At 45.1% G+C, this 18,397-nt stretch carries 19 protein-coding genes; 3 read left to right on the forward strand and 16 right to left on the reverse strand.

Annotated features, from left to right (window positions below; translation table 11 throughout):
• Positions 1-163: 163 nt before the first annotated feature.
• A complete protein-coding gene (locus A7985_RS21855; RefSeq protein ID WP_065792562.1) occupies positions 164-1,522 on the forward strand; it encodes an erythromycin esterase family protein in 1,359 nt (452 codons plus the stop codon).
• 206 nt (positions 1,523-1,728) lie between these two features.
• Positions 1,729-3,045, forward strand: a complete 1,317-nt coding sequence (locus A7985_RS21860; protein WP_065792563.1) for a trypsin-like serine protease — start codon at positions 1,729-1,731, stop codon at positions 3,043-3,045.
• Between the two features lie 50 nt (positions 3,046-3,095).
• Here the strand turns inward: A7985_RS21860 and A7985_RS21865 are convergent, their stop codons facing one another.
• The 5 genes from A7985_RS21865 to A7985_RS21885 form a co-directional block, all read right to left on the reverse strand.
• Positions 3,096-4,715 (reverse strand): glycosyl hydrolase family 18 protein, encoded by a 1,620-nt coding sequence (locus A7985_RS21865; protein WP_065792564.1) that lies wholly within the window; start codon positions 4,713-4,715, stop codon positions 3,096-3,098.
• 172 nt (positions 4,716-4,887) lie between these two features.
• Positions 4,888-5,550, reverse strand: coding sequence for a hypothetical protein (locus tag A7985_RS21870; RefSeq protein WP_065792565.1), 663 nt, complete (start codon positions 5,548-5,550; stop codon positions 4,888-4,890).
• 26 nt (positions 5,551-5,576) lie between these two features.
• Positions 5,577-5,888, reverse strand: coding sequence for a hypothetical protein (locus A7985_RS21875; RefSeq protein WP_065792566.1), 312 nt, complete (start codon positions 5,886-5,888; stop codon positions 5,577-5,579).
• Between the two features lie 232 nt (positions 5,889-6,120).
• Entirely contained in the window at positions 6,121-6,852 is a 732-nt protein-coding gene (locus A7985_RS21880; RefSeq protein ID WP_065792567.1) for a substrate-binding periplasmic protein, read from the reverse strand.
• A gap of 157 nt (positions 6,853-7,009) precedes the next feature.
• Positions 7,010-7,942: a class I SAM-dependent methyltransferase gene (locus tag A7985_RS21885; RefSeq protein WP_065792586.1), complete on the reverse strand. Its 933-nt coding sequence runs from the start codon at positions 7,940-7,942 to the stop codon at positions 7,010-7,012.
• Between the two features lie 208 nt (positions 7,943-8,150).
• Here A7985_RS21885 and A7985_RS21890 point away from each other — a divergent pair, with 208 nt between their 5' ends.
• Positions 8,151-8,804, forward strand: coding sequence for an XRE family transcriptional regulator (locus A7985_RS21890; protein WP_065792568.1), 654 nt, complete (start codon positions 8,151-8,153; stop codon positions 8,802-8,804).
• 57 nt (positions 8,805-8,861) lie between these two features.
• On the opposite strand, the gene A7985_RS21895 is transcribed toward A7985_RS21890, so the two are convergent.
• The 11 genes from A7985_RS21895 to A7985_RS21945 all read right to left on the reverse strand — a co-directional run bounded on the left by A7985_RS21895 (position 8,862) and on the right by A7985_RS21945 (position 18,107).
• On the reverse strand, positions 8,862-9,401 hold the full coding sequence (locus A7985_RS21895; protein WP_065792569.1) for a GNAT family N-acetyltransferase: 540 nt from the start codon (positions 9,399-9,401) through the stop codon (positions 8,862-8,864).
• 130 nt (positions 9,402-9,531) lie between these two features.
• Positions 9,532-10,773 carry a DUF6765 family protein gene (locus A7985_RS21900; protein WP_065792570.1) on the reverse strand — a complete coding sequence of 414 codons (1,242 nt, stop codon included), beginning with the start codon at positions 10,771-10,773 and terminating at the stop codon, positions 9,532-9,534.
• Positions 10,774-10,853: 80 nt separating this feature from the next.
• The gene (locus A7985_RS21905; protein WP_065792571.1) at positions 10,854-11,564 is read right to left on the reverse strand and encodes a hypothetical protein; all 711 of its coding nucleotides are present in this window, start codon (positions 11,562-11,564) and stop codon (positions 10,854-10,856) included.
• 23 nt (positions 11,565-11,587) lie between these two features.
• Complete coding sequence (locus A7985_RS21910; protein WP_065792572.1) at positions 11,588-12,931, reverse strand: hypothetical protein; 1,344 nt, start codon at positions 12,929-12,931, stop codon at positions 11,588-11,590.
• A 128-nt stretch (positions 12,932-13,059) separates the two neighbouring features.
• On the reverse strand, positions 13,060-13,377 hold the full coding sequence (locus tag A7985_RS21915) for a hypothetical protein (RefSeq protein WP_141685414.1): 318 nt from the start codon (positions 13,375-13,377) through the stop codon (positions 13,060-13,062).
• Positions 13,378-13,384: 7 nt separating this feature from the next.
• Positions 13,385-13,825: a hypothetical protein gene (locus A7985_RS21920; protein WP_065792574.1), complete on the reverse strand. Its 441-nt coding sequence runs from the start codon at positions 13,823-13,825 to the stop codon at positions 13,385-13,387.
• A 1-nt stretch (position 13,826) separates the two neighbouring features.
• Entirely contained in the window at positions 13,827-14,810 is a 984-nt protein-coding gene (locus tag A7985_RS21925; protein ID WP_065792575.1) for a hypothetical protein, read from the reverse strand.
• A gap of 105 nt (positions 14,811-14,915) precedes the next feature.
• Complete coding sequence (locus tag A7985_RS21930; RefSeq protein ID WP_065792576.1) at positions 14,916-16,019, reverse strand: hypothetical protein; 1,104 nt, start codon at positions 16,017-16,019, stop codon at positions 14,916-14,918.
• A gap of 27 nt (positions 16,020-16,046) precedes the next feature.
• Positions 16,047-16,871 (reverse strand): lamin tail domain-containing protein, encoded by an 825-nt coding sequence (locus tag A7985_RS21935; RefSeq protein WP_065792577.1) that lies wholly within the window; start codon positions 16,869-16,871, stop codon positions 16,047-16,049.
• A gap of 9 nt (positions 16,872-16,880) precedes the next feature.
• Positions 16,881-17,513, reverse strand: a complete 633-nt coding sequence (locus tag A7985_RS21940) for a glycoside hydrolase family 19 protein (protein ID WP_065792578.1) — start codon at positions 17,511-17,513, stop codon at positions 16,881-16,883.
• 252 nt (positions 17,514-17,765) lie between these two features.
• A complete protein-coding gene (locus tag A7985_RS21945) occupies positions 17,766-18,107 on the reverse strand; it encodes a hypothetical protein (protein ID WP_065792579.1) in 342 nt (113 codons plus the stop codon).
• Positions 18,108-18,397 lie beyond the last annotated feature (290 nt).

An 18,397-nucleotide genomic window follows, 5' to 3' on the forward strand; every position in this document is an offset into this window, starting at 1 on the left:
GTTCCATTGCCACCAAACTACTGCAAAATAAACACACACCAGCCGTTTAATTGAAACTAAAATGTGAACATGAAATTTGAAGGGGCAAAAAACGCCTGACTAGCTAGTGTTCAAAAAACAGGCTAAGTTGTTTCTTAATTAAATACAGAGAAGGAATGCCTATATGCAATATGATCAAACCAAGCATGCGCTGAAATTCGCTACTGTCATCACTTTTTGCTTCACAGCCGCACTCGTAGGGTGTGGCTCAGGCGGGTCAGATTCTTCAACCCCTTCAACACCAGCTCCTGAACAACCAAGTACTGGGAACAATGCAAACTATGTCTCCTTTATTAGAGACAATCATCTGCCTATCGCCAATTTGACTGACACAGAAGACTTTCAAGATCTCAAAGCGCTCGATACGTACTTCCACGGACCGAGAATAGTTCAGCTGGGAGAAAGCAGTCATGGCTCTAAGCAGATGAACCAAATAAAGGGTCGCTTAGCCCAATATTTACACCAATATCACGACTTTAATACCATTGCGTTTGAAAGCTCAGCATTTGCCTGCTCTAACGCACAGAGTATCAAGCCAAATATTTCTGGTAGAGAACTTATGGGGGCATGTATTTTTGGCATCTGGATGACCGAGTCTGTACTTGATTTATTTGACTATATTGTCGAATCACACAATACCGATCGCCCTCTGAAATTAGCTGGATTTGACGTCCAGCGTTCGGGTAGCTTTGATAGCACACAGCATTATCAAACCTTTTTAAGTGACGCACTCATCAGACAGCCGATCCAATTCGACCTCGAGTTAGAGGCACTACTCTCCACAGTGGCAACACTCAGTGAACGAGATAGAAATTGTTTTAGAGACTACAGCCAAACAGGCTGTGATTATATTGGGCAGCAATTACCCGATACCAAAGCAACACTGGATAAACTCGTGGATCACTTTGCAAACCAAGCCACTCCTGAACCAATGACACTGCTTGTTACCCGTTCGATGCGACGCATGTTGGACATGATAGCAGCCAGTTATGAAGGTGGAATCAGCGCCGGTATCCGCACACGAGATCGCGGTATGGCTGATAACTTTATTGATTTAGCGGACTCTGTACTCAGCGACGAGAAAATCATTATATGGGCACACAATTTTCATATTGCCGAACATTATCCCAGCGATACTACGCCACAAAAACACATGGGCGCGCACCTTGCTGACCATTATGGGGAAGATCTCTATACAGTCGCACTGTATATGTTGTCCGGTGAACATGCATCGAATTCCAGACAACGTATGGGCGTCACCCCCCATACCTCCAACTCGCTGGAGTCACTCGCGGATGAAGCGACGGATTCAATTGCGTTTTTACCTCTGAACAAACAAGATCAAGCTGGCACAGCAGATGATTGGCTGTTCACCGAAACGTCAGCCAAAGAGTGGGGTACCAGAGAGCAGAATGTGGTATTAGCAAATGTGTATGACGCCATTATTTTACTACCGACTTCAAGCATGCCCGACTATTTATAGCCACGTTTAAAAAGCACAAAAAGTAAACAAACTTTTACATGAAGTTTGGGCCTACAACCTAAGCTTCACATCAAAACCATAATTATCAACTGGTTAAAAAAATAACACTGGAACGATTGAAATCATTTCAATTACATTTTTTACACATTTCGCAACATTTGGTTGTATCTTTAGGTTTTCTAACAAGTGAACATAAAAGGTACAACATGAAAGGAACTGCACACTCTCTAAAAGGCGCTATGCGACACACATTGCTGGCCACAAGCATCGTGGCCAGCACATCCGTCATAGCAATTGGAGATTTGGACACAGCAATTGTCGGTGGTAATCCAGCCAACACAGCAGACTGGCCATTTTACACACAGATCTTGAGTGCGAATGGGACCACTGCTTTTTGTGGTGGTAGTTATATCGGCGATGGCTATGTTTTAACAGCGGCACACTGCGTCCGTAATAAGTCTGCACAGTCTTTGAACGTAAAAGTCGCAGGTTTTATCCTCGCAGGTAATGATGGCGACCGGATCAGCGTAGAGCAAGTTCATTCTCACCCGCAGTACAACAACCAAACACTGCATAACGACGTTGCGGTATTGAAGTTATCCCGACTACCTAACACAGGTTCCAGTGTGACTTTAGCGCAATCATCAATTGATTATTACGTCCGCGAAGGTGACATGCTCTCCGTTGCTGGACTGGGTCGACTACAAGAAGGTGGCGTGCGCCCAACAAACCTTTACGAAGTAGATGTACCGCTTGTTTCTGACGCTGTTTGTCGCCAAGCAGGTGGCCCTTATAGTAATGTTGGCGCGACCGAATTTTGTGCTGGCTACCCTCAGGGTCAGAAAGATTCTTGTAGCGGTGATAGCGGTGGCCCCATCGTGGTTCAATCTGGCGGACAAACAGTACAGCTCGGTGTCGTTAGCTGGGGGGTTGGCTGTGCTAGACCTGATAAATATGGCGTATATGCTGACGTAGCTGCACTAGATCAATGGATAGCTTCTGTAAAAGACGGCTCAGTACCTATTAGTGTGGGCTATCAAGAGCAGCAAACTTTAGCAGATTTCGTGATTGGGGATAGAGTAAAGCATACCTTTACGATCACCAATACAGGTAGCCCGACCTTTACATTTAACCAACTTGGTTTGTCCGCTTTGGGTGTTACACAAGGGCTTGTGACAACCACAGACACATGCTCAGCCAGTACGTTGACACAAAATAAGAGCTGCAAAGTCAGTGTTGAGTTTAGCGCTGCAGTACCGGGCCTTGCGCAAGTGAGCATGACGTTCAAAGTCGATGGGAGCAATACGACTTATGTGGCACGCGTATCTGCAACAGCCACTGATGGTTCAAATGTTTGTACTGGCACATGGAACAAAGACACGGTGTACACACGCCCAGATCGCGTGACTTACCGTGGCAAGGAGTACGAAGCAAAATATTGGACACGTGGTGATGTGCCAAGTGAGTCGGGTCTATATGGTCCTTGGAAAGCCATAGGCGCAGATCCAACTTGCGCAAAATAATCACCTAATATAACCAAAATGCCGCTTAATTAAGCGGCCATTTTGCTTTTTTAGAACTTACAAATCAGCTGCCAGCTTTGATCACTGCCGGGTTGTGAACGTGTCCACCAGTTTGCTTCATAAACAGCTTGTTGATAGCGAATACGCTGACCACCCGACGCATGATCGCCATTAGGCCACGCGGGATACGCAACGTACTGGCTCGGATCAACCTGAATATCAACGCACTTTGTCGGCTCATTGGGACCACCACCGCCCTCACATTGATAGCTTGGCGTTAGACCTTGCGCCACTTCCCATTTTGCGGTCAATAGAGAAGCAGGGCCAGATGTATCATGAGACAACTCCCAATTCATGATCCCACCCGCGGTGTCTAATGCCAATTGCGTTTTGGCACGAATGGTTGGGATACCGTTGTAGTAAGCAGTGCCATCTGTATCACGGCACGCATTTGCAGCATCTTGTGCGACCAAAGTACGATAAGCTTGCCAAGTTGGACGCGAATAAAATGGCACACCCAATACCGTTTTTTCTTTACTCAACCCTCTACCTTGCCAATACGCGATAGAATCAAGTGCGTATTGATAATTAGCATGATCGCCATTATTCGCGTCATAGGCCATCAGGTTTAAGAAATCGACATCATTGAAGACGGACTCTAATACGCCGCCACCTGTATACCCTAGTGCTACGACTGCTGCGGTTAAAAACTTTCCTTTCGCTTTTAGCTCCACACTGAGCTCTCGCATCAGTAGCGCATAGTTATTCGCGGAAGCTCCCGGATCAGGGTATTCCCAATCCATATCAACACCGTCTAATTGGTACTGCTCAACAAAAGCCATCAGATTGCGAATAAATGTCGCCCGCCCTTGTGCTGAGCTGGCAAACGTTTCAAATGCACTGTCGTCTCCGCCGTTCCAACCTCCCACCGCGATACCTACTTTAACCCCTGCCGCTTGAGCTGCGCTTACTAGCTGCTGCATTTTAGCTAAGTTCTCAAGTGGCTGCAGTGAACCATCTGCATTGGGCAACAAGAATGAGTAATTGATATGCGTCAGTTTATCAAACTGAATATCTGTTACTTGACCTTGCCAGCTAGGAAAGTAGCCAACAATTTTAAAACCACTTGGCGGCACAATAATGTCATCCAGCACGACGGAGATACTACGTGCTCCAGTGTTGGCACGACCTCCGATATCAACGACCACTTCCGCCTCAACGATATGCTCACCGAGACCCGTTGCTATCCAAGTGGTTTCGTATGGCGCGGTGGTATCCGTTGCTATAACGGCCCCGTCGACTTTAAACTCAACGTATTGAATCGGTACATTGTTGGGATGAGAGGCCGTTGCGCTCAATACCACGGGTGATGAGAGAATATGGCGACTTTGCGCAAGCGGTGCGTCCAAGTTAATCACTGGCAACGGCGTTCCAATGGGATCGCAGCGCCCATCATTACGCCAAACATTACTGGGATCAGCGTTTAGCGCAGGATCTTGATTCAACGTCCACCACTTAGCCGTATATTTAAAAGCCTGATGCTGGACTTCCATACCACCAGTATAGACCTGACTTGACTGCCAATCAGTGAGTTGGGAACAATCCACCGCCAGTGCCGAAGCACTCACAGTCCCCAACGCAACGAGCACTGCTATATATGTTTTTTTCATACCTTTATTCCATGTTGTTAGCCAGCAATTACAGGCAGGCTCTGGCTGGCTGTTATCCAATTGTAAACCTGCCTTAGACCAGACTAACAAACTGTATAAAAATCACTCAACCCAATCTCTACCATTTAACATGAAAGATTATAAAGTTGGGCTTCATTTAGCTCGAGATCACTTATTTTGGCATCATCTTATCCTCACATTGCGCCACCTGCGTGTTGCCATCGGCCAGTTTGATACGTGTATCTCCCACCACCAACTCAGTCTCTTTCTTCATCAGCTCTGCGAGTTGACTATTCATGTCTTTCGCCAACGCGACAAAGTCTTGAGTGGCTTCTGCACCTTTATCAAATTGACGTATTTTTTCCGCCATCTCTTGCTGAAAACGTCGCTCCTCATACGCCAATTGGGCCAACTTAAGCTCCTTTTCTATTTCAAGTTGACGCCTTCTTTCCGAACGCTCCCGCTCTCTATCAAGATATGATTCATCTTGCTCTTGCCCTAAGGAAGCCTCTTTAATAACCATAATCAATGCCATTACCACAGGGGCTATCATGCCAACCACGGGCGTAAACGCCTCAACATTTAAGTAGTAGCCAGACAAGCAGGTGATGAGCACCAAAATAACGGTTGTGGGCATCGCCCATTTTCCCACCAGCACCATCACAATGTCTTGCGGCTGGCGTTCAACGTCGTTATTTATTTGCGGTGGCGTTGGGTCCAATGGATAAGGTACATACCCCGTATCTGATGACTCTGTCGCTAGCTCTAATGATTGATTTTCCTGTTTATCATTAGGCTCTAGATTATCTGTAGAAGACTTGTCTTGATCTGACATATCGGCCCCTCAGTGCAAATTTTCACTCAAATTCGATACTTTTCAGATAACTTTAGACCAAAGTTAGCCAATACCATGAGCCCGATCAGCCAGCGATACCACACCGGCAAATGTTCCAGTAGGTTAAACGCCTGGATGATAAATTCTGAAGATAGTGGAATAAATAAAAGCACACAGGGCAATATCAAAACGACATATAACCAATCTATCGCCGGTTTTGATTGTGCCGACTCCAATTGGCGGATCCGTGCATTAACTTTGGCATTACGCACACGTTTATGGTTATGCAAAGATTCCAAAGCAAAATCATAAAAGAGTTGTAAAAATCGGTTTCGCATATCTGTGCGCTCCTTGAAATTCATTGTCCAGCTAAACGTGCAAAAACAGCTTGATGGCGACGAAAGCACACGACTTCATACGCGCCTAACTTTGATTTTCCTAGAATTTTAAACCTGTTAGTGCTTCTGACACTCGGAGGATTTTATGCGCTAATCGGCGTACCTTAATAAAATACTCAGGCCGAGCTTGTGAACTGTTAAAGTAAGGAGTGATCGGGCTCTATTAGGACAGCTATTGTGTGTTATGCGGTTGTCGATATCGCTCTACCATCGCTTGAATACGTGGCCTAAGCGCCTCTATTTCATTGTTAATACGCAGTCGGTGCGACTCATTAAATTTTTCTTTTCTCAGTAAAAAATGCACCTCATTGTCATGTATCGGATATGACCACCGATAAATGGGTTTGTCACTCCACCGCTGACTTAAATAGTTGCCAATAATTTCATCTTCAATAATAAAATCCACTCGTTGTTTATTGAGCAGTTCAATACGCCTTTGAATGGTAGAAATACCTATGAACTGACCAGAGAAACGCTCATTGCGTGCCAGTGCTTTTACTTCTTCTCCATAATAAGATCCGATACTGAGTCCAACCGTCGCGCCAGTGCTGAGCAAAGATATCAAAGATAACACAGGTTGAGATTGACGATTCAACGCGAATAGCCGCATCCGCTCTTTGCGATAGGGCACTGAGAAGTGACCCCATTGTTTGCGCTTGAAGGTGTAACTAACCATCAATACAACATCAACGACCCCTTTCGTAAGCTGTGCAAAACTTCGCGCAGCAGAGGGAAGCCGAATAAATTCCACGCACATATTGGCGCGCTCAAATACCAGCCTTGCGATGTCAATATCAAGCCCTTCTGCCACACCAGCTTCATTTACGCTCGTTAAAGGTGGCCAACCAGCGACGACGCCCACTTTGGCATGCAAACTACATGGTGGGATGGTTGGTTTTTGCATCGACTGCAAAGCAAATGCTTGCCTGCAGCTCACGAGTAGAATCAGGCAAGCAAAATAAAGTATGCGCACTGGTGCCTACATTTAGATTAAACCGTTACTTAAGTGTAGTCGTTAAATCATTTCTCACTAGTGCGCGCGTGATTGTGAGGTTTCTACATCAAGCTAAATTTTCAAACACTAAGCACTTCAAGCCACCCTGAAGGTCTATATCTTTAAATTCAGCGGGGTTGTCTAGTCGCTCTACAAACGCAACTGAGGGCGCTTCGCGGTGCATTTCGTCAATTAAAAATTGGCTCTCCAACGAAGGGTCATTAACGCAAGCCAGTACTTTTGCACCTTTGTGCAAGAGTTCAGGTAGGCGGCGTAAAATACGTTGGTAATCCTTTGTCAGTGCGAAACTACCTTTTTGGAAAGTCGGCGGATCGATGATCACTAGGTCATAAGGGCCCATTTTCCGTAACTTGCCCCATGATTTAAACAAGTCATGCCCTAGAAAAGAAACAGCCTCGAGGCGATGCTGATTAAGCTGATGATTACGGCGGCCTTGTTTTAGCGCCGCTTTTGCCATATCTAGGTTAACCACTTGCTTAGCATTACCGGCCATAGCTGCAACTGAAAACCCACACGTATATGCAAAGAGGTTAAGCACTTTTTTATTTTCGCTGTGTGCTTTCACCCAAGTTCGGCCATTGCGCATATCTAAAAACAGCCCACTATTTTGCTTCGAGCCTAAAGATAGCTCAAATTTAAGGTCGCCCTCAGTCACCACCGGACGGGTTTCCAACGTTCCGTATAGAACCTCTACTTGGTGATCTGCACGATATCTATGCTGTATAAACACACATTTGACACCCTGATTACCAAGCGGCGTTTGCATAAATTCATGCAGACACGCACGCAATGCTTCCAACCAGTCTTCATCCTGCTCTTTGAACACTGTGCACATGATCTGGCCCGATAACCAATCGATCGTTAAATGTTCCAGCGAAGGATAACAGCGTCCACGACCATGAAAGAGGCGCTTAATTTCACCTGGAAGCGTACTTAACTGAGAAAAAACCTGATGCACAGGCGAAAAGTCAAATTGCATAACCAACATCGTTTTATTTTAGAGTTGGCGCAATTGTACTTAACTTCATACGAAAGCCAATCAGATTCGGGTTCACAATTTAAAGCTATTTTTTAGTTTCTAATTCAACTTTGTTTAAATACTCACCACTTACACGACTTTTACTGTACACAAGAGAGTGGCACGCGTAATCTTGCGATTTTGCTAATTGAAGCTGAGAGCAACATTTATGAGTACTGCATTTTCCCGTCGCTTTATTACCCTAGTCGAGCAATTCGCGGGGGGTAACAAACGCCAATTTGCCGAATTAACGGGTAAATCCCCTTCTCATATTTACCGTATTTGCCAAGGTCTTGGCCGACCTTCCATGGTTTACCTCGAGCACTTATACAGCCTCTTTTCGATTGATCTAAACTGGCTCCTAACTGGTGAACAAGCTAGCGAATCACACCATCAACACAGCCAAGATGACTTGCTGGTCGTGCCGAAGTTAGATGTTGAGGCCAGCGCCGGATTCGGTGCAGTCAATGGCGGCGAAGAAATCACAGAGCAATTTGCATTGAATAAACGTTGGTTGCAATCGCAACTTGGAGTGCATAGTGAACGTCTCGCATTTGTTTCTGTGCGTGGTGACAGTATGCTGCCAACTTTACAACATGGCGATATGGTGTTAGTTGACATGAGCCAACAACATCCATCTAAATCAGGTATTTACATCATTCAAACACAAGATGGCCTGATGGCGAAGCGTTTGCAGCAAAAGTCTGACCATATTGCGGTGATCAGTGACAACGACGAATATCCAAGCTGGCAGATCACATCCGACAATGCAGAGCAACATGGTGTTGCTGGACGAATTGTTTGGTGTGGGCGAAGCTTATAAATTAGCAGTGGCAGTCGCAAACATGCCACTGCCAACATTATAAAATTGTAAATGTGTTTATGGCTGCTTGAGTTGATAACACACAATATCACCAACAGCTTCAGCGCACGGTTTAAAGCCTAAACGTGCAAGTAATCGCTGGGAAGCTTGATTAAAGGTATAAACATTCGCTAAAACATGCTTAATGTCTTGGCTCTTTAAATACGTTAAGACGGCATTCAAAGCCCAACTCATCACCCCTAAACCGCGATATGGCTCAGCAAGCCAATAACTGAGTTCAGCCATATCATTCACGCGAGTACACGCCACGCGAGTAAATGCCACACTGCCGATCAGTCCATCTGCTTCATGCCGAATTGCAAACCGTTGCTGTTGCTCGCCCGCCCCCAGAATAAAACGCTTAGCCTGAGATAAGTCTTTAATTGATTCAATACCTAAGCAACGACATGTTTGCAGCGACATACGATTCAATAGCGCCATCGCATCCTGCAATTGCAATGCACCAAGCGTAAAAGGCCACCGTTCAGACACGCGCCGATGCTTGGCAACATTGCTTTTCCACGTCCCTGAATATTGCACTAGGGGCGATGCCATCATAGCCACACATCAACAAGAGCCCGAAAACTGGGACTAAGTGCATACAAGGTTAATAAAATGAGCCAAACTATCATGATTAAATCTATCAGTCGCATTTTCTTCTCCAATCAATCGTCTTTACACCAAACTGTTAACGCCACATATCTAAATTGCCGAGCGTTTGACGGGTATTAAAAGCACTGAGTTCATGGTGACAAAACTGTCTTGCAAGCCAATCACAGTGATATTCAGCAGCCTTATTAAATAGGAACCAAGCGGAGCGTTTAAACTCGGTTAGATCACCTATTAATTTAAGGTGATTCACTTTCCCCGCAATTAAGGCCTGTTCATAAAGGTGATCCTGCCGTAGGGCAACGCCATATACGCTAGCGGCTTGCTCATTCGGTACATATTGTGCGACTAAACGTGCCCAGTCATCGCCATAACGGTGTCGATGTTCGCCATACTGATGGCTATACAACAAGCTCTCAACTTGTGTAATGGCTTTTGCCACAGCATCAGGTAAGTTGCCTACAGGCCAGTTGCCAGCATGCTTGAGGGGCACTTTGTTTAACCAGCTTTGCAGTGCATAACATGTTGCTCTAAAGGCACTGACTTGCGCTTCAACAGGCGCTTCTAACCCGCGCCATGTGTTTTGATAAACATACAAACGGCAGCCAAATAAAGGTAATGATATCCGCTTGATATGCGCGTCATAATGGCGCTTGTAAATTACATCATTGAGCATTTTTCTCGCAAATGCGCTATCTGAGATACAGTTCAGCTTTGCAATTTGAATGGTGGGCTCTTGACTTATACGCACTTGCGACAAATTAACGTGCTCCACCTGACACTCTGGATGCTTTGCAGCACGCTGCGCATCAACTTGCTCACTCTGCAGGGGAACAACTGGCTCAAACTGGAATGCTTTTTTATGTAATCGTTCACTAAAATGACGTTTAAACTCCCCACCATGCTGCCAGTCAATATCCGTAAGCGGGTTGTAATAACAGCGTGTGATATTGCTACCTTGGCAAACAACCGTAGGCTTGTGATACTTCATTAACTGCGTGCTATCCCCCACCTCATGTATCACAGAGTCACTCATGCGTGGTTTTCTCGCCACGTTTTCAGAACGACTTTCTGCGTCGTTAAAAGCAGGTAACGATTGAAACGCTAAGTTGCAGTAGTGCTCACCGAGCTCACTTTGGGCGTCGGCTGTTACAATGGGCGTAAAGCGATAATCTTTGTAAAACAGAGCTCGCGGCATATTACTTGTTGTTTGGCGCGTCGCACAGTGTGTGTAATAAGCGAGCTCTTGAGCACACTGCGCTTGCATCCCCACGGTTAATGCTGCTAAATAGGTGCCATAGTAGTGGAAAAGCGGATCCATGAAGGTACTCCTTTTACCTGAAACCTACCCTTTTCGATCTAGCACTGGCGAGACCGAAAAAGGCAATGAATACTGACACATTATTCACTTTCTTGATGTGTCAGGGCTGGGGTCTGATTACCTTCACTGTGTAACGTTTCTACAAACCGATTCAGAATTTGATCTGCTGCTTCTTTGTCAATGGGGGGTTCGCCAATGTAATTGTCTATGTCATCGCGAATATGCCCACCATTCATATTGTCCTTTGCACGCTGCGTGACAATGGCATTGATCGCCTGACAAAATGCTGAAGCTTCGGTCTTACAATAAATTCTGTGCTGCTGAGCAATTTGCTGGCCTTGCTCATAGCGAGGGGCACTATATGCCACAGTATGAGGCTGAACTTTGGGATCTCCCCCGACTAAAGAGTCACAGGAGAAAAGTACAAAGTCAGTCGAGCGGTGTTTATCCATGATGTCATTACACATAGGTAGATCACCTTCAATACCTAAGTTGTAATCGCAAAATAGAATATCAATCCCCTTTAATAAGCTGGACACCATAGTATTAAAGCTCTGTTGTACAGCCGCCGGGACCGCATCGCCGCAAGGTAGCATGGCAAATTCTCTTGAATGTACAGTAAATGCTTCTTTCCATTTGGCTAATAGCTCCGGTGTATCTTTACCATCTTTGTCTTTGTACGCAATCTTATAGCCATTATCGAACTTTTCCTCGACATCCAATTGATCTGATATCAGCGCGACTTTGCGCCCGTCACTTGCAATGCCTGAACGAAATACGAGGTTGGTCATACCATTCTGCTCCGTAGTTGTGGTTATGTTGATGCATCTATCCTATGGAGAATATCGTCAGAAGAATTGGGGAAATCGGGCAAAGACTGCTGTGAAAACATGAACTCTAACAATGACATGTTTAAGTATGGCTGCCAGCGATTTTTCATTTGCACATAGTGCGCTTCCAAGGCGCTACAAGCATTAAGCGGGATAGTAAACAAGGTCACTTCCGCAGGCAGGCGCCAATCTAATCTGTTATCAATATGGCCAGATGTTGACCAAGGTGCAGACATCATAAGGCTCGACTGCCGTTCACATAATACAGGGGTTGCCTGTTGCCTTATCAGCACCCAATAAGAAGTGGAGTATCGAGCAGATAGCACCTCTAGCAACTCATTGGGGTCGCCTTCAAATTGAAATTGATTTACGACATCCATGGTAGGAAGTACACAGTGTGCAAGCTGCGCCTCATTGATCAAACCATCAGGGCCATGACAAAGACATGCCACCATAAACTGCTCCAAAGTAATGGCGCTGAGACTGGCTTCATGTCGGCTTTTCAGAATGCGATAAACATGCGCCAGAGGTAACTGGGTCAGCCAGCTCGCAAGTGCCTGGGGTGAATGCCAAAAAGTAGCCCAAGTGATTAGTTTAAGAGACCGTTTTTGCAGATGCTTATCGAGCGCCGCCATAAATCCACGCTGCTGAGCAGAGCGGGAGGTATGGCCACCAAACCTCACGGGTAAATCTGCAGCATGGGGAGACTTGACCCCCTGACGCTGGGTGCTTTGCCGAATCAAAGCCATATCGGGATTTTGCCAAAACAGCAATGTGCGCGCCTCCCTTTTAATATCACGCAAATTGTATTGCCGTGGCGGTCGTTCAGACACCTGCGGCGCAGTTTCAATTAATGTGGATTCCGTTGCTGACGTGGTGCCATTTTTGCCTTCATTCGTCTCACTCTGATCGCATTCTGACACAACTTGAATATCTGCGGGCACCGGGAGCGCAACCTCTTGGGGTAACCCAGTTAACATTATTGGCACTTGCTGAAGGTAAAAGATATAGGGGTTTTGCCCCGGTTCAAACACCGCAACGGGTGCTTCTTCAGCTGCGACACTTTGCTCTTCCGGTGCCAACTCAAAGGATTGCTCCACATGTCCCGTTTGTTGTTGTGCGTCGACAGTCCGGCTATGCTCCACAGGCAGTACATCAATTTGGGGAGTCGACGGCTGCATTCCAGCAGCTTTATTTGCCTGCGTCACTTGCTGGGGCTGTGAAGCTAGCTGGCTAGATTGCGGTTTAACACCGACATGAAAGTAATAATTATATGGCTTTAAAATCCGTACACGCCGCCAACGAATACGCCTTTTCGCTCTGCTCATGGCTATTCTCCACCCTTAAATAGCATGAGCATAACCTGCTTTGAATAACACTAATCGGCTGATTAAACGGAAGTTTAGGGGAGAAAAAAGAAGGTGCATCCTTGCACCTTTGACAAAACACTCGCTGCTTATAATGCGCCTTTTAAGGTACTGACAAGACCATCCATAACACCATTCACAGCCTTTTGTATCGCAGCCTTTGCCGTAATTTCGAGCGTAAATAGTTGCGCTTCAATTACTTTTTGCTCACGTGCCAACTCCTGCTTAAGCTCAGTTTCATCTAATTCTCCACTTAAGTAGGCATCGCTTAACTCCGCTAAGCTTTGTTGTTTCTCAGCAAATGCTTTACCCAATTCCCCTGCAAACGCGCTCCCTGCATCTCCCAACTCGCCAACCACTTGGCCGCTTATATCTTGCAGTGTTTTTGCAACATCAAATTCCATCATTTATCTCCTACTGTGCCTTACTCTCTTCACCTCGGACCATTGCTAACATCACCCGCTGATACTCCGAGCGCCGACGTTTAATAATGAAATCCGAAATACTGTCTTTGGTTTTGTGTGCCAACTTACCCTGCTGCCATAACTCCAGTAAAATTTCTACTTGCTTTACAGTCAGCTCATTGAGCTCTCGCACTTTTTGCCTTTGCAATAAGGCATTAATTTCAACTTCAATATTGGTATAGCCGCTGCTGTAATGTGAAAACTTACGTTTGGCAGGCTCCACATTGGACATATGCAGATAAAAGCCATCAATTTTCTTCATTAAGCTCAGCATATGTTGCTGTGACGCACGGTCATACTCTGATATTAAATGTAGCGAACACCCTACTTGTGAGCTTAAAATCAGTAAAGTCGCTAATATCACAACCAACTTTATCCACGATTTAAACATCTCATTGCTCCTCTTGGGCATTCATGACTTCCTTCAGGTAGTCTGCAAGCATTTGCTGAATTTTTGATATTGGTAAATTGGGCTCCTGCGCCAATTTACTCTGAATAGCCACAATGCCCTGACTCCACAACGTGATCTGATCCAATTGTTGCTTACGGAACTGATTTTCGAGGTTTTGTTTCAAAACTTGAGGGTCTTCGGGAATATTCGGAGAAATAAAAGACTGCACGGTTTCAACAATCCGATCGAGAATTTTATATACGAGGTTAGCTGAAAAACCTCCAACCAAAGCCATGGTGATCCGCAGTGCCGCATGACTCACTGGCGCGCCCCCGGTTTCACTACTGGCAGCACTGGCAACAGCATCCAAATTAACAGGGATCAACTGCGTTAAAATAATGCCAGCAATCAAACCAACCACAAAGCGCACCCAATAAGAACTTTCGTATTTGGGATCATAGACGCCTGCAGTCACATAACTATTAGCCTTAAATAACGCAGCAAAAGACGCCCCAATCGCCGCGGAAGCCAGCAAAATCGCCTGAACATAGAGTAACCGCGTGCCCTCCATATCAAACATGCTGGCCACCATATTTTCATTGTTAATATAACTCGATAAACTCAAGGCAATCAGCATAACCAATGACGTTATGGCGACGACCATCATTTTTCTGATCAGTGGAACACGACCAAGAAAAAGCAACACACTGCCTTTTTTCGTCTCCTCTGACATTAACCAGATAGTTTCCGGTTTGGCTGGGGAAACCAGTTCCGTCAGACGATTATGCACTTGGGTCAGTGCTTTTATTTCTAACCGCTCCTCCCTGCCATCTGACATTGCATCGAGCTTCACCATTATCGACTCAGGTACTTTGATACCTTTATGAAATGAAAACTCGGCCATGGCTTTACACTGCGCTAAAATTGCGGCAAATTCATGCTCCACCTTAGTTGGGCTTATCACGGTTTCCTGCTCCGCTTCCATGTTTATCTCCTGTAGAATTGATGTATCTAACATACTCAATCAAATCCCAAGATAATTGGTGTAATTAACTAACTTTCACGACAAATAGCGTCTTTTAAATCCCCACTAGTCTCGGCTTTTCTGCTCTGAGGGCGTTGGATTCGTCGCAGTATTTGCTAAAGCTTGACGCAACTTATCAATGATCTGGTCCATAATGGCGAACAGCACATCCACGTTGTAACCCATCAGAAAGGCCATCGCCATCGGCGACAACGAAGCCAATCCCGACAGCTCTTGAGGATTCAAAAACCACCCGATTATCATGCCACCAAGCGCCCCAAGCGTCAGTCGCAAGCGATATCGAATTTCACTGTCTGAGGTAAATGTAATCGCCTTGATTTCTTTCAAGAGATCGCGCAAAACAAAAATGAAGGCTCCGAGTAAGCCATATAGCAGAGGCAAAATATACCCTTGCAGCACTTCCAAGACTGACTGGGCAAAAAGCATATTTTCGAACAATTGCAGGCGGGCTTTAAGTCGAGTTTCAGCTAAGTGCAAATTGTCTAAATCCGTGGCATTGGCTTGCTCTCTTTCTAGGCGGCGTAACTCTACCTCTAGTTTCTCTTTACTATAAGGTGGGATATCACTTTTAAACGTCAACCCGAATAACCATACCCTATTCCACACCTTTAATAAGTTGTAATTGGCATCTAACCGCTGGCCAACCTCTTCATAGCTTTGTTGAATTTGATCGTACTCTGCACTATTGGGTGTGGCTTTAGAGGCTTTTAACTGCAATTCATTACGCGCCTCATAAAGCGTATTCAAATCATGCGCTAACGAGTGGCCAAACAAGTAATAAACCTGTGCAAAAAGCAAACATAACAAGGCCACTAATGTGTAACGTCGATACCAAGCAACAGCGCGTTCAGCTTGGCTGGGCTTGTCACAATTCGCCCTTGAAATTGCTTGAATACTCTCCATTGAGACGGGGGATACCGCCTTCGCCAATTGATCATAGCTTTGCAATACATCCGCTTCGTCCTGCGGACTCCATTGCTTTTTCTGTAATTTATATTTGGCATTAATCATCACTTCTGCCAACTCTGGCGCGAGGCTGACTTGACCGTTTTTAGCCATATAAGATATTAGCTGCTGCCCCTCTTGAATAACCTGCGCAATATCAGCTGATACCTCTATGGAGTTGGATTGTTTTTTATTTATCATCATTGTAATGGGGGATTCACCCCCTTCTTTTCACCATTGATACTCACTAATACAGGCATTCTGATTGTCGTACAGCGAAGCTTTACCACCATCGTTTGACCATAGTGCTCGCTGGCTCTCAAAGTTATGCCCACCTGTGCTCGGGTGGTATTGATTGGTATAAATACGCGCAACACCCTGTGCTTTGATGATAGAACCATTAGGAAATTCAAAATGTTGATTTTTATCACCACGGACCTGCCATAGTGAAATATCAATAGTCGCATTGCTCAAGTTGGCAATTTCGACAAACTCATCACCCTCTTTCTTGGCTTCTGCCCCATCAAAGTTGACTCGGCTTATTTCGAGATGCGCTCGTGCAGCTTCACCATATAACCAAGCGCTGATCAGCGCCCCGTTGTCGTCATATAAAGCCCCTTTGTCTCCTTTGTTATTCCAAATTGGTCGTTTACTATCAAAGCTCAACGCACTACCGGGGTGAGTATCAATACGCAACGTTTCGTGTGGATAAATTAAGGTGTCTTTGGCAAAAACAAATGTTTGGTATTTATCGCCTGCGGTAATTTTCCACCCGCTCAAATCAATAATTGCCGGTCCAGTATTTTTGATCTCAATGTATTCATCTTGATAGTTGAGCGCGCTGATCTGTACTTGGTGTGGCGCCAACAGTTCAAAACAGGTATGCCACCAAATATTCATAACAGATAATTCGTTAGGTGCTTTGCCACTTTGCTGCCAACTATTCGCAGCATCTGTAATCATTTTTTCAATACGGGGCCAACAAACATCGGCGCCTTTCAAGGCTTTAAAGTGACTACTCAACTCAACAAGAGACATTTTACTGATTGCATCCATGTGCTTTCCTTATGCGATATCTAAAAATTGTTTTGCTCGATTTAATAGCGCTGCGCGATCGTCTAAGCCGTTCGTGCCCCCGTTTATCCGTTTAGTGATTTTCACTAGCTCATCTGCATCTGCTAGCGCGTTGAGGTTACAACTTTGCCAATAGTGACAAGCACTTTGAATAGCAACTTTGGGATCGTCACTCACCACCTCAGGGTCGTTGACTAAATCCAAATTAAGCGCGTCGCCACAGCGGAGGTAGTTGTCCTTACCGGTAAGTTGAATTAACCCTCGGCCTCGATATTTCCAACCATCGCCAGACTCTTCATCCCCATTCCCCATGCGATTTGCATACACCCGATTGGCAATTTTTTCTGGTTGGCGAGCATAGTCAGCTGCGCTTTCTTCATCAGGAAAATATTTGCCGAACACCGCCCGGAGCGCGTTGTCGCTATAATTTAAATTTTCACTACTACAGCGAAAATACCCACTTTCATGGGCTATTTGCGCCAAAAAATGCGCGATACGCAGCGGTGTGCTGATATCAAATTGAGGTAGCACCTCATTTAAAGCGGTTAAGTACTTTTCGATGTTGTCTGTCTTTGCTTGCGGCACTATTTCAGCCAACAACTCCAGCGTCAGTGATGTAGCCATGATTTGCTCTCTTTATTATGAAAGAGCCCCATCATGGCAAATACACAAACAAGCGACTGAGTTGAAAGTAGGTTTAATACGGCGAGAAACGCTAAATGTGCGTTATTTTATGTTTGGACACTAGGGTGTGCTTTGAAAGGGTAAAGGAAATACCGCGTCATTGCTGATCGAGTCGCAATACACGAGAAAAATTTCATTAGAGTAAGATTTATATTACCTCTATTGCAGAGGTAATATTTTCATCACATAAAATTACTTTGGCGTCTCAATATATACGTGTCTAAGATCTTCTGATCCTGCTGCTAATGTGCATTTATCTAAGCCTCTTATGCCAACTGTTTTACCACTCATTTGTGCGGCCAATAAAATAGACAGAATATTCTTCCCTTCAGGAGTCGCTCCATTAAATGTATATTTCCAGCTATTCTCTTTGGCACACGATTCAGAGAAAGGTGTACCATTTAGCATCACTTGACAAACGGATGACACAGTTTCCGCATGACACACCACCTGTTTAATTGTGCCTGTATATTCACTCGCGGAGCCAGCAAACGAAATTGTAAAAAGTACAGCAATCAGCATACGCTTCATCATCACAAACCCTCTCAAAAAAATAGTTAATACTTTCTTGTATAGAATCATACATCATGGTGGTGAAAAAACTACCAACGTAGAGACATTGGGTGCAGTCTAAGCTGCTGAAATGGGTGGACAATAAGTACTTTTCAGGGCTTAGTACAGCCTCAAAACGGGTCATAGGCATAAAAAAAGCCGCTCAATGAGCGGCTTTTTAATATTCGTATTATCGAACTAGTTAACGTGTAACTATTACTCGATGATTGATGCTACAACACCAGCACCAACTGTACGGCCACCTTCACGGA

The sequence above is a fragment of the Pseudoalteromonas luteoviolacea genome, assembly GCF_001696455.1.
GTDB lineage: Bacteria > Pseudomonadota > Gammaproteobacteria > Enterobacterales > Alteromonadaceae > Pseudoalteromonas > Pseudoalteromonas luteoviolacea_C.

Coding starts and splice junctions, on each gene's coding strand:
- A7985_RS21875 (WP_065792566.1), bottom strand. CDS start 5,888: ATGCGAAACCGATTTTTACAACTCTTTTATGATTTTGCTTTGGAATCT.
- A7985_RS21855 (WP_065792562.1), top strand. CDS start 164: ATGCAATATGATCAAACCAAGCATGCGCTGAAATTCGCTACTGTCATC.
- A7985_RS21890 (WP_065792568.1), top strand. CDS start 8,151: ATGAGTACTGCATTTTCCCGTCGCTTTATTACCCTAGTCGAGCAATTC.
- A7985_RS21925 (WP_065792575.1), bottom strand. CDS start 14,810: ATGGAAGCGGAGCAGGAAACCGTGATAAGCCCAACTAAGGTGGAGCAT.
- A7985_RS21910 (WP_065792572.1), bottom strand. CDS start 12,931: ATGAGCAGAGCGAAAAGGCGTATTCGTTGGCGGCGTGTACGGATTTTA.
- A7985_RS21945 (WP_065792579.1), bottom strand. CDS start 18,107: ATGATGAAGCGTATGCTGATTGCTGTACTTTTTACAATTTCGTTTGCT.
- A7985_RS21915 (WP_141685414.1), bottom strand. CDS start 13,377: ATGATGGAATTTGATGTTGCAAAAACACTGCAAGATATAAGCGGCCAA.
- A7985_RS21865 (WP_065792564.1), bottom strand. CDS start 4,715: ATGAAAAAAACATATATAGCAGTGCTCGTTGCGTTGGGGACTGTGAGT.
- A7985_RS21920 (WP_065792574.1), bottom strand. CDS start 13,825: ATGTTTAAATCGTGGATAAAGTTGGTTGTGATATTAGCGACTTTACTG.
- A7985_RS21895 (WP_065792569.1), bottom strand. CDS start 9,401: ATGATGGCATCGCCCCTAGTGCAATATTCAGGGACGTGGAAAAGCAAT.
- A7985_RS21935 (WP_065792577.1), bottom strand. CDS start 16,871: ATGGATGCAATCAGTAAAATGTCTCTTGTTGAGTTGAGTAGTCACTTT.
- A7985_RS21860 (WP_065792563.1), top strand. CDS start 1,729: ATGAAAGGAACTGCACACTCTCTAAAAGGCGCTATGCGACACACATTG.
- A7985_RS21880 (WP_065792567.1), bottom strand. CDS start 6,852: ATGCAAAAACCAACCATCCCACCATGTAGTTTGCATGCCAAAGTGGGC.
- A7985_RS21885 (WP_065792586.1), bottom strand. CDS start 7,942: ATGCAATTTGACTTTTCGCCTGTGCATCAGGTTTTTTCTCAGTTAAGT.
- A7985_RS21870 (WP_065792565.1), bottom strand. CDS start 5,550: ATGTCAGATCAAGACAAGTCTTCTACAGATAATCTAGAGCCTAATGAT.
- A7985_RS21940 (WP_065792578.1), bottom strand. CDS start 17,513: ATGGCTACATCACTGACGCTGGAGTTGTTGGCTGAAATAGTGCCGCAA.
- A7985_RS21930 (WP_065792576.1), bottom strand. CDS start 16,019: ATGATGATAAATAAAAAACAATCCAACTCCATAGAGGTATCAGCTGAT.
- A7985_RS21900 (WP_065792570.1), bottom strand. CDS start 10,773: ATGGATCCGCTTTTCCACTACTATGGCACCTATTTAGCAGCATTAACC.
- A7985_RS21905 (WP_065792571.1), bottom strand. CDS start 11,564: ATGACCAACCTCGTATTTCGTTCAGGCATTGCAAGTGACGGGCGCAAA.